The sequence below is a fragment of the Calyptranema fuscum S582 genome (assembly GCF_055793305.1).
On record NZ_JBSLYH010000098.1, the window covers coordinates 1 to 10,273 of the forward strand.

Below are 10,273 nucleotides of genomic sequence, written 5' to 3' on the forward strand. Positions count from 1 at the left end.
GTTTGAGTGCAAGACGGCTCTCAAACAGAATTTAAGGGTATTCGATCCCAAGTTGGTAACGGTGTTGAGACAATCATCTTTGGGTGTGTGGGCTTCGCCCGCGCACCCAAAGATTATTACTTTTTAAGGACTGCCCCCAATTTAACTGATGCCCATTTTGGCTAAAACGGGGTGGGTCGAGACGATGTGGCGATCTAACCCCAGTTGTTTGGGGCTGATCCCCAACGCCAACGCGACTAACTGTGGCAAATGTAAAACAGGAAGACCCAATTTTTTGCCGATCGCCTGTTCGACTTCAGGTTGGCGAGAATCTAAATTGAGATGACAGAGGGGGCAGGGTGTTACCAGACAATCTGCACCAGCGGCGATCGCCTCTTCGATATGTCCGCCTGCCATTTGAAACGCTTGCTGGGTGGCATAACTAGAGAGTGGCCAACCGCAGCACTGGGTGCGTCCACGGTAGTAAATGGGCGTTGCTCCCACCGCACGAAACACATTTTCCATGGATTCGGGTTGATGGGGATCGTCGTAGGGCAAATGCTTTTGGGCACGCAGTAAGTAACAGCCATAAAAGGCAGCACAGTTTAGCCCTGAGAGTCGGCGCGTCACTTTCTCTTGCAACGCAGCTAAGCCATAATCCCCAACCAACGCCCAGAGCAAATGTTTAACCTCTGTACTGCCTTGATAGGGAAGACAGCCCTCTTTTTCTAACAATCCATTTACCTCACTCAGATACTCTGGATTGTTTTGGCTGGCTTCTTTCAATCGTTCATCCACATGCCCCAGTACCCCCTGGCAGGTGCTGCAATGGGTTAACAATGGCAATTGTAATTCTTCTGCCAGAGCAATATTGCGAGCATTGACGGTGTCTTCTAATAACTGTGAATCTTCTTTAAATGTGCCAGAACCGCAGCAAGAGGCTTTTTTCAGTTCAATCAGTTCAATGCCCAGTGCCTGAGTTAGAGCTTGAGTAGACCAATACAGCTCGCGGCAAGCTCCTTGAGCGACACAGCCAGGAAAATAAGCGTACTTTAGGGTCATGGATGGCAGGGGGTATTCGGTTCAACCGTTTAGTGTATCTTCATCTTCTCTATCATCCCCTGTTCACCTGCCATTCCTGATCAGTTCTCAACTTCCCTTAATAAGCGGCATAAATTAATCAACCTGCCATTTTGTTTGAGAGGGCGATGGCTCTACCGTTGTCCTCTCAAACAAAACCGGGATTTTATGAAACAGCAGATCCCTAAGCAGGTACAATAACTTCGCACGTTCTCAGCAGGCGTTGACATTTTTCCGCACCCTATTTTTTTGTGAAGACGATGACAAAGCACTACCGCATTACCCTGTTACCTGGCGACGGAATTGGTCCTGAAATTTTGGCGATCGCGGTGGATGTGCTGAAACAGGTTGGGCAAAACCTTGATCTGCACTTTCAGTTTCAAGAAGCGCTGATTGGTGGTGCTGCGATCGATGTGACAGGAGAACCGTTGCCTGCCGAAACATTGGACATCTGCCGGAATAGTGAGGCTGTCTTGTTGGCAGCGATTGGCGGGTATAAGTGGGATACATTGCCCAATGCTATTCGCCCCGAGAGAGGGCTATTGGGCTTAAGGGCGGGGTTAGGCTTGTTTGCCAATCTACGTCCGGCGAAAATTTTGCCTCAGTTGATCGATGCCTCTAGCCTCAAACGAGACGTGGTGGAAGGGGTCGATATTATGGTGGTGCGCGAACTCACAGGTGGTATTTACTTCGGACAACCCAAAGGCATTTTTGAGTCAGAGACGGGTGAAAAGCGGGGGGTGAACACGATGGTCTATTCGGAGTCCGAAATTGACCGGATTGGACGGGTTGCCTTTGAAGCTGCCCAAAAGCGGCGCGGTAAGTTGTGTTCGGTAGATAAGGCAAATGTTCTGGAGGTGTCGCAGTTGTGGCGCGATCGCATGATCAAACTTGCCCCGGAGTATCCCGATATCGAACTCAGCCACATGTATGTCGATAACGCTGCCATGCAGCTTTTGCGCGATCCCAAGCAGTTTGACACGATCGTGACAGGAAACTTGTTTGGCGATATTCTCTCGGATGCGGCAGCCATGTTGACGGGGAGTATTGGTATGTTGCCGTCTGCCAGTTTAGGGGCTTCGGGACCCGGTGTGTTTGAGCCTGTCCACGGTTCGGCTCCCGACATTGCCGGACAAGACAAAGCCAATCCCTTAGCACAAGTGCTGAGTGCTGCCATGATGTTGCGGTATGGGTTAAATGAACCCAAAGCTGCCGATGCGATCGAACAAGCTGTGCAAACCGTTTTAGATCAAGGCGATCGCACTGGCGATATTATGTCTCCTGGCATGAACCTGTTGGGGTGCAAAGCCATGGGTGAAGCCCTGCTCAAGGCACTTTAAATAATGGACAATGACAGTGCTTTGCGTCTGGATGGATGATGGGTGTTGTGAGAGAGCCGCGCTCTGCGCGGCTCTCTCACAACACCGTGTCGGTCACAAAGGGTCGGTTACGAAATTGAGAGTCCCTATATTTTTGCTGAAGTTTATTGTGATGCATCTTGGTGAGAGTGAGCTACGCTATTGCTAATGCCGCGCAACGGTTAGATGCTTGTCGCAATAATACAAATGTATTAAAGTCTACCTATCGAATGGGAGTTAAACAGTGGTTTACACACAACCAGGTACGGGCAGACGCATTTTAGATGTTGGTGTTGTCACCCAGCCGATTGATTCGGTAGACTTTTCAGCCATGCTCGACTCTTCACTCTTGCAGGCAGCGAGACAAATCTATCGCGATTATTACGAAGTTCATACCGAACAGGTTCAGCGTCCGATTGGGGTGGCGATCGATCGCTTTACCCATCGAGGGCAACTGATTTTTGGGCGAAAACCAATTTTGCTGCCTCAAGAATGTTTTGTGCCGTTCAATCAAATTGAGGCAGAACTCCATTAACCTGTGGGGCAGATCGGTCGGTCTAGAGAGTAGGACGGATCAGGAAGGACGCATGATCCGGCGAGGGGGTGGAAATTCTGCGGAACCAAATATGGGTGCAGGATCTAACCCTGTAATTTGTTGAAATTGAGCGGGTGTGATGGTGCTGGTAATGGGTTGATGTTCCCAAAGTTGCAGCTTTTTTTGTGCTAACGAAATAAATGCTAACCCTCTGACTAATGGAACCGTAACCCACAAGTCAACCAGGGTTTCAACGAGCGCTAATTCAATCAACGGCGTAGGGTAAGTTTGGAATAATTCTTCTATATAGGAGTCCACCTGACTCCCTTCATTACCCGCTAATTGATAGCTGTTAATGATATGTTTGACGCGCTGTTGACTTAACTTTTCTTGAAACTCCATTGAAGTCTATACCAAAGCCAAAATTCGTGATTAAACCCACTCTATTTTGAGAATTGGAGTTTTCCTATCGGTAAAACTTTAATTCTCCATTGGAACGAGAGCTATCTGCTCAAATAGATCGTTCACGGTGATGCAATTGACGATCCTTATTCCACAGTATGGCAGTAAGGTGGCGTCAGGCAATTTATACAACTTTTGATCAAATTTTGATCAGGTGAGCTGCCAATGCCCTATTTTTTGATAAGGTTTGAGTTAATGTTAACTCTAGTTGAAGCAAATGATGCGCGATCGCATTCTAGAGACCATCTTCAACAGTTAACTCGTCCAGGTGGACGATTTCGTCATAAGTCTTAAAAAGGCATGATGTATTTTATTCTGGTTCTGTAAGCGTCCCCATCTAAAAAATTGCTTATGTTTTCTAAGGGTTTGCGATCGCATTTTATTCAACTGACGACGGTTTCACTGACAGCGGTCGGTTTAGGGTCTGTCGCTTTACCAGCCGACGCCCTCGTTTTTTACAGTTCACCGAGAATTTATCCGAGAACTGCCGATTTTGAGAAATGCGCTACTAACTTACTCGGCGTGGGTATCAGCGAAGCGGATACGGCATCTGCCTGCGCCAATGCGCTGCATCCGGTTCATCTCTCTCGCTGTGTCATTAACATTGAAGCTGGGACAGAAATTTTGGCGACGGATGCGCTTTCAGGCTGCACTCGCGTTCGCCAACCCGTCGAAATGGCACGCTGTGTCGTCAGTATTGATGCAGAGCGGGAAGATGCAGTTGCGATGGATGTGTTAGACCATTGCCGTCGTAGCCTGTTGCCCAGTCGTTTTTCAGCCTGTGTGCTGGGGTTAGGCAGAGAGATTAATAGTTTGCCAACGGCGGATGCGATGTCAACCTGTATTGCCGCTTATAATCGCCCCGATAATTTGCTGCCTAATTTTATTCCTCGCACTGATCAAGCTCCCCAACCATTGCGCCTGACACCCCTGGTGCCGATGCGGTAGCGGCGACTGAGCTACTATTCAGCATAAAAAAGGAGTGGGGACAACGTCCCCACTCCTTTTTTAGCACTTTGATTCTATAGCGGTACGCGTTAGGTTTAGGACGGGGTGCCAGGGGTGAAACCCCTGCGTGGGGCGGTGCCCCCACCCCTCTAATATCAATTCATTTTCTAGGGCTATACATCTGACCCCTCCCAACCTCCCCTTACCAAGGGGAGGTGCCGCAGGCGGTGGGGTGTGATCTGTAGCAGTCATTTTGAGAATTGGTGTAATGTCCTAACTGGATGGCGTAGAACTATATCTGCGATCGCTACCCTAAAACCATTCCGGCTAATAAGACAAACCCGATCCAGACGTTTTGTCGGAAAATGCGACCGTAGGTCGATGGATGGGGTTTCTTGGGGCGCAGTTGGTTGTAATGCCAGAACCATGCCAGGGTGGCGATCGCCAAAGTTAACCAATAGGCAAACCCCAGTGTGAGAACTTTGCCTGCGATCGCCAGAAAGATAGCAGTGCCAATAAAGAAAATCCCCACAGCTTCGGTTACCCGTGCGCCAAAAAACAGAGCGCTCGAATTCACCCCAATGCGGCGATCGTCTTCTCGATCTGCCATGGCATAAACCGTATCAAACCCCAAAGTCCATAAAACCGTTGCTGCCCAGAGCAGCCAGGTGCCCAATTCTAATCCACCCGTCACGGCTGACCAACTGATCAACACGGCAAATCCCCAGGCGATCGACAGCACCAGTTGCGGAATTGGAAATACTCGCTTTGCTAAGGGATACAGCACAATGACGGGCACGGCTGCCACACACAGCCAGAAACTTAGCGGAGTCAAATAAAGCGATAAGCCCCAGGCACAGATCAACGACAGCATCGCGACCACCAACCCTGTTTTGACCGATAAGGCACGAGATGCCAGAGGGCGATCGCGGGTGCGTTTGACTTTGGGGTCAATATTGCGATCCCACAAATCATTAATCACACATCCAGCCGCACTGGTTGCCAGCGTCCCCAACACAATCACCCCAATTAGGATCCAGGGCAGGGTTCCCCGACCTGCCAGCACTGCCGCCCAGAGTGCCGGGATCATTAAGATCAGTCGTCCTGCTGGCTTATCCCATCGCAAAAGACGCACCACTGTAAGCCAGGTTGGTTCAGGTTTAGACTGAGACTGAGACACCATAGAAATAAAAAATTTTAGATAGGTTCTTAAAGTAAGGTAACATTTTGGATTCCAAAGACTGAGCCTCCATTTCACAATCTCTATGGAATACGGAAGTTCTACCCTGGCACTCTGCTTTAACCGACTCGACGCGATACACTCAAGCCTTGAACCGGCAAACTTAAATCTCTATAGCGGTACGCATTAGGGTTAGGACGGGGTGCAGGGGTGGAACCCCTGCGTGGGGGCACTGCCCCCACCCCCCCGATGTCCTAACTAGATTGCGTAGAACTATACCCTGCAAATCCTGTTGCTCAACCTGTGTTAGCCATTGCCAACCCATCATGATCATTACTATCGCCAGCTTAAAAGGAGGGGTTGGGAAGACAACCACAGCCATTCACTTGGCTGCCTATTTACAAAATCAGGCAGAGACGTTGCTAATTGATGCAGATCCCAATCGTTCTGCTACGGGTTGGGCAAACCGGGGCAAATTGCCCTTTGAAGTGGTGGACGAATGGAAGCCCCCTAGTGAAACTCGCCAGTATGATCATGTGGTAATCGATACCCCGGCTCGCCCGATCCGACGGGAGCTGGAGGTATTGACTGATAATTGTGATTTATTGATTTTGCCAACGACCCCCGATGTCATGGCTCTGGATGCATTAGCGCTGTTTCTGGAACAGTTGCAGGCGATCGCGGCTAATCGCTACCGCATTTTGTTAACCCTGGTGCCCACTAAAACCAGCCGGGATGTGGAACAGGTGAAAACCATGCTGGTTGAGACAAACTTACCTGTGTTTCAAACAGGGATTCGTAATTTTGCGGTATTTCAAAAAGCAGCGCAGATTGGGGGGGTGGTTACAGATGTCAAAGATCCCAAAGCAGAGGATGCATGGCAAGACTATCAACGGGTCGGACAAGAGCTACTCGCCAGTTTTGGATTATGAGGCTGGTGAATTTTATCAAATCTATTGTTGGCGGAAGCGATGGCGGAGCCATCGCTTCCGCCAACAATATCGGGATGGTCATAGTGACCCAATGCGTCAGTTCGATCACGCTCCACGTTAAAACTGGGATGCCGATGTGTGGAGAAGCGGCGCGCCGCGCCGCTTCTCCACACATCGGCTGTCCTATTCACTGGCGTTAGGGTATGCCCTTTCTTCGTTTGTCTTTGCGGCTTGGGCATTACGGCGTAACATCGCTGGTTTGATGCGTCTCAATGCCGATGCCGGGAAGCGTTGATCCCAGGCTTCATCGCTAATTTCGGCGAGTTCATCATACGTCGGCGCGATATTCCAGGGATAGGGATGAAACTCTGAGACATCGGTTTCTTGGGCAAAACGTTGATTCCAGGGGCACACGTCCTGGCAAATATCGCAGCCTGCGACCCATCCCTGGAGATTCTGTGCGATCGCATCGGGGAGTGTCTCTGCTCGATTTTCTATGGTGTGGTAAGCGATACAGCGATTGGCATCTACAACAAAGGGTTGGGCGATCGCCCCGGTTGGGCAAGCGTCTAGACAGCGAGTACAGGTGCCACAGTGGCTAGTATGAGGGCGATCGGGCGTTAGCTCCAGATTGGTCAAGACCTCTCCTAAAAACACCCACGAGCCATAGTCGGTTGTAATCAGGTTGCTATTTTTGGCAATCCAGCCTAACCCTGCCCGTTCTGCCCACACCTTATCTTGCAGGGGGCCTGTGTCGGCATAATAGCGAGCCTGAATGCGATCGCCTTGAGTTTCTAGCCAACTCGCCAACTGCTTCAGCTTTTTCTGCATAATGCGGTGATAATCTTTGCCCCAGCCATAGCGAGAAATCTTGGCATAGTCGTGCCCCGTCGGGCGTTGGTGAGGGGCGTAGTAATTGAGGGCAACGCAAATGACCGAGCGAACGTCTGGCATCACTTGCGTAATATCTTGACGCTTGGGATTTGCCATCCAAGCCATATTTGCCTGGTATCCCTGAGCCAGCCAGGTTTGTAACCCCGCTCTATTGGGCGAAGAGTCAGGTACTTGTGCCCCTGCTTGCGTTCCTGGTTGGGCGGGTTGAAGATTGCTGGCAACGGGTGCAATACCAACTTTATGAAACCCAAGCTCATGGGCGTAGTGCTTAATCTGATCGGAGGTGGGAGGGCTAAGAGTCACAAGTCACAAGAATTAGGAAAATCGCCGGGTTCTATTACCCTATCGCTGATGGACTGACAAAAGTGCCAGAAGGCGCACTGTTTCAGATCCCCCTAAAGTCCCCCTTCAAAAGGGGGACAACCAGTTCCCCCTTTTGAAGGGGGGCTAGGGGGGATCAGTCGGTGTCGGAAATCACAAGCGACCACTTTTCAAACATCCTCTTACAAAGATTTGTCAGTCAAGCAGGTCTTTGGCTGGGCTATATCGATCTATCAGTTTTTGAATTTGTAGATGATCGGGTAAATTTCCGACTGTTTCGTACTGACGAAAAATGCGAATCAATTCGGTTTCATTGTGCTCGAAATAATCATCTAAATCGGGTGATTTCCAAACGCGATCGTTGCCTAAGTGGAAGGTTAGATGAAAATCATTATGTTCGACAAACCGGGTCGCATGATAAATCAAATTGAGCAGCATCACCTTGCCTACTTTAGCGGCTCCAATGCAGGCAGTTCCTAAATCATACTTAGGATAAACAGATCGACGGAAAATAAAACAATCGTGCCCACCCTGCGCTTTACCAATCTCGGAATACATCAAAGGCAGATCTTCTACCTGCGTATAGGTTTTTGAAATATTGCGGCGATTGATCACAATCCCATCCCAACCCTGCTCTATCAGGCGGGCAACGGTGAGATAAAAATGGGGCATCAAGGCAATATCAACATTCGTATAAATTAAATAGTCGGCATCGGGAACTGCCTCATACAGGCGATCGCAAATATTTTTAATCAGAGGCAACTTACGTTGTTTTTGAAACGAGCGAATATCTAAAACCGAGCGGTCTAATGCCGGGGTTTTGAGAAAGAGATCGGGAATAAAATCTTGATCTTCGGGGTAAGCAACAGCGACAAGAGAAACATCTACGATGCCATGTGCCAGGTTTTGGGCAATGCGTAACGTTTCAAACGTGATCGGTTGAGCAATAAATAGATCGGAACTGAAATCGACCCGAACCGGATTAACAACATGGGCAATTTTTAACACAGGCTTGAAAAACTATTCCACCGCAGGTAAATTATCAAAAATTTGTTGGACGAGATGTTTTGCTTTTTCATCTAAAACAATCCAATCTACTTCTCCCATTTCATCAAGCAGCCGCTGATCAATTTCAACCGGCTGATCGTCTGAAATGTTGAACGGAGGACTATAGTTGCGAAAGCAAATTTGATAGCACACGTGCCACAGATCAATCTTGATTTCTTGCGTCTGATTTTTCAGACAGAGTTGATATTCCAATCGCGGTTGTGGCAAGGTGGCTAATATGTGTTCGATCGTGGCGGCTTCTTCTTTCGATGCAGTTTTGAGTTGCTGTTGCAACTGTAAAACTTGCGTCTTGGTTGCCTCTGGCAAGCCGTCTGCCCAAACTTGCTGCTCTTGATAGGTTCCCTGCCAGCTTGATGAGTCAAGCTGCTTGCGAATGTTGTCAATCAGGCGAATAAATACAGGTTGCATTAGCATTTCAGCCAGTTGCCAGGATGCGGTATCGGCAAACTTCGGTTTCATTGAGGAGTCTCTCCCTCCGAATATAAGGGTGCAGGTTTTTGATGGATGTGGGCTTCAATGGGTTTTACTTTTTCAATAAACGCAATTAAGGTTTTGTAGTCGGGTGGTGGTGCATTGGGCACATATCCGGCTTCTTCGGCGATCGCCGGTAACACATCATTCATGGCATTTTGTAACAGTTCTTGTTGGTTGCGGTCGATTTTGGGGCTGATCAGCACTGACCCCGACGGAATTCGACGACTGGTCAACACAATCCGAAACTCAATGCCGCTAAACTCGGTGCGATAGCGATCGAACTCATTTTTTGCCATTGCGCCCATTGCCACCTTACCCGTTGCCAACCAATCCAGGGTATCTCTGGGGGTGGGGGAAATGCGCACTTCTGCGGGGGTTGTGCCATACAGTTCATACAACGGGACGTAGTAGCCAGTGGCAGACCCCGGTTGCCCTAACGCAATGATTTTGCCATTCACATCCGTGAGCGAGGTGATGGGGCTGTCTTTAAGCACAACCATCACCGCACCTAAGTTATCGATGCCCTGGAGCGGAAAAATGGGTAGATATTGCGCTTTGGCAATGGCGATCGCCGCTAACCCAGGGGGGGCAAACACCAATGACCACACCTGCCGTTGAATTTGTTCGACCGCTTTGACTTCGTTATATGCCGGTTCCAGTTGCACTAGAATCTTCGTTTGTTGTTGCAGATAGTCAATAAATCGCTGATATTGCTCTACCGACTGACTGCCTTCTCCATAGGAAACTGTGCCAATCGTTAGTTGCTCGATCTTTAGAGTTTGATTGGACTGGGACATCCCACATCCTGCTAGAAACCAAAGTGCCTGAGTCAGCACGAAACGGCGTGACACCATACAAATAAAGAAATAGATAGCAATTAGACTAGATCGGAAGACAACGTATTAAACGTATTGTATGAAAGCCTCACTCAGTAAGGCTTTTAGAGCTGATGTATAAACAAAAATTTTGATCCCCCTAAATCCCCCTTGAAAAGGGGGACTTGAGCACCTGAACAAATTCCCCCCTTTTGAAGGGGGGTAAG

General features: G+C 48.9%; 11 protein-coding genes. 4 read left to right on the top strand and 7 right to left on the bottom strand.

What is annotated here, in order from left to right; genetic code table 11:
* Nucleotides 1-141 precede the first annotated feature (141 nt).
* The gene (locus tag ACR6Z4_RS31610) at nucleotides 142-1,050 is read right to left on the bottom strand and encodes a CoB--CoM heterodisulfide reductase iron-sulfur subunit B family protein (protein ID WP_479721307.1); all 909 of its coding nucleotides are present in this window, start codon (nucleotides 1,048-1,050) and stop codon (nucleotides 142-144) included.
* 269 nt (nucleotides 1,051-1,319) lie between these two features.
* Between ACR6Z4_RS31610 and leuB the strand changes: the two genes are divergently transcribed.
* Both leuB and ACR6Z4_RS31620 read left to right on the top strand, forming a co-directional pair.
* Nucleotides 1,320-2,399, top strand: coding sequence for a 3-isopropylmalate dehydrogenase (gene leuB / locus ACR6Z4_RS31615; RefSeq protein WP_479721298.1), 1,080 nt, complete (start codon nucleotides 1,320-1,322; stop codon nucleotides 2,397-2,399).
* 349 nt (nucleotides 2,400-2,748) lie between these two features.
* Nucleotides 2,749-2,952: a hypothetical protein gene (locus ACR6Z4_RS31620; protein WP_479721308.1), complete on the top strand. Its 204-nt coding sequence runs from the start codon at nucleotides 2,749-2,751 to the stop codon at nucleotides 2,950-2,952.
* Nucleotides 2,953-2,991: 39 nt separating this feature from the next.
* On the opposite strand, the gene ACR6Z4_RS31625 is transcribed toward ACR6Z4_RS31620, so the two are convergent.
* Nucleotides 2,992-3,354: a hypothetical protein gene (locus ACR6Z4_RS31625; protein ID WP_479721299.1), complete on the bottom strand. Its 363-nt coding sequence runs from the start codon at nucleotides 3,352-3,354 to the stop codon at nucleotides 2,992-2,994.
* 411 nt (nucleotides 3,355-3,765) lie between these two features.
* Between ACR6Z4_RS31625 and ACR6Z4_RS31630 the strand changes: the two genes are divergently transcribed.
* On the top strand, nucleotides 3,766-4,362 hold the full coding sequence (locus tag ACR6Z4_RS31630) for a hypothetical protein (protein ID WP_479721300.1): 597 nt from the start codon (nucleotides 3,766-3,768) through the stop codon (nucleotides 4,360-4,362).
* Between the two features lie 307 nt (nucleotides 4,363-4,669).
* On the opposite strand, the gene ACR6Z4_RS31635 is transcribed toward ACR6Z4_RS31630, so the two are convergent.
* A complete protein-coding gene (locus ACR6Z4_RS31635; protein ID WP_479721301.1) occupies nucleotides 4,670-5,545 on the bottom strand; it encodes a 4-hydroxybenzoate solanesyltransferase in 876 nt (291 codons plus the stop codon).
* Between the two features lie 323 nt (nucleotides 5,546-5,868).
* On the opposite strand from ACR6Z4_RS31635, the gene ACR6Z4_RS31640 reads away from it, so the two are divergent.
* Nucleotides 5,869-6,474: a ParA family protein gene (locus ACR6Z4_RS31640; RefSeq protein WP_479721302.1), complete on the top strand. Its 606-nt coding sequence runs from the start codon at nucleotides 5,869-5,871 to the stop codon at nucleotides 6,472-6,474.
* A 183-nt stretch (nucleotides 6,475-6,657) separates the two neighbouring features.
* Here the strand turns inward: ACR6Z4_RS31640 and queG are convergent, their stop codons facing one another.
* From queG to ACR6Z4_RS31660, 4 genes are all read right to left on the bottom strand, one after another.
* Nucleotides 6,658-7,671, bottom strand: a complete 1,014-nt coding sequence (queG, locus tag ACR6Z4_RS31645) for a tRNA epoxyqueuosine(34) reductase QueG (RefSeq protein WP_479721303.1) — start codon at nucleotides 7,669-7,671, stop codon at nucleotides 6,658-6,660.
* Nucleotides 7,672-7,884: 213 nt separating this feature from the next.
* The gene (locus tag ACR6Z4_RS31650) at nucleotides 7,885-8,697 is read right to left on the bottom strand and encodes a hypothetical protein (RefSeq protein ID WP_479721304.1); all 813 of its coding nucleotides are present in this window, start codon (nucleotides 8,695-8,697) and stop codon (nucleotides 7,885-7,887) included.
* A gap of 12 nt (nucleotides 8,698-8,709) precedes the next feature.
* Nucleotides 8,710-9,216, bottom strand: coding sequence for a hypothetical protein (locus tag ACR6Z4_RS31655; protein ID WP_479721305.1), 507 nt, complete (start codon nucleotides 9,214-9,216; stop codon nucleotides 8,710-8,712).
* Nucleotides 9,213-10,028 (bottom strand): phosphate/phosphite/phosphonate ABC transporter substrate-binding protein, encoded by an 816-nt coding sequence (locus ACR6Z4_RS31660; protein ID WP_479721306.1) that lies wholly within the window; start codon nucleotides 10,026-10,028, stop codon nucleotides 9,213-9,215. Before ACR6Z4_RS31660 ends, ACR6Z4_RS31655 begins: the two co-directional genes overlap by 4 nt.
* Between the last annotated feature and the right edge of the window lie 245 nt (nucleotides 10,029-10,273).

Bases quoted from the DNA above. Each gene is read 5' to 3' on its own strand.
- ACR6Z4_RS31625 (WP_479721299.1), bottom strand. From the start codon at position 3,354: ATGGAGTTTCAAGAAAAGTTAAGTCAACAGCGCGTCAAACATATCATT.
- ACR6Z4_RS31635 (WP_479721301.1), bottom strand. From the start codon at position 5,545: ATGGTGTCTCAGTCTCAGTCTAAACCTGAACCAACCTGGCTTACAGTG.
- ACR6Z4_RS31620 (WP_479721308.1), top strand. From the start codon at position 2,749: ATGCTCGACTCTTCACTCTTGCAGGCAGCGAGACAAATCTATCGCGAT.
- ACR6Z4_RS31630 (WP_479721300.1), top strand. From the start codon at position 3,766: ATGTTTTCTAAGGGTTTGCGATCGCATTTTATTCAACTGACGACGGTT.
- leuB (WP_479721298.1), top strand. From the start codon at position 1,320: ATGACAAAGCACTACCGCATTACCCTGTTACCTGGCGACGGAATTGGT.
- ACR6Z4_RS31655 (WP_479721305.1), bottom strand. From the start codon at position 9,216: ATGAAACCGAAGTTTGCCGATACCGCATCCTGGCAACTGGCTGAAATG.
- ACR6Z4_RS31660 (WP_479721306.1), bottom strand. From the start codon at position 10,028: ATGTCCCAGTCCAATCAAACTCTAAAGATCGAGCAACTAACGATTGGC.
- ACR6Z4_RS31640 (WP_479721302.1), top strand. From the start codon at position 5,869: ATGATCATTACTATCGCCAGCTTAAAAGGAGGGGTTGGGAAGACAACC.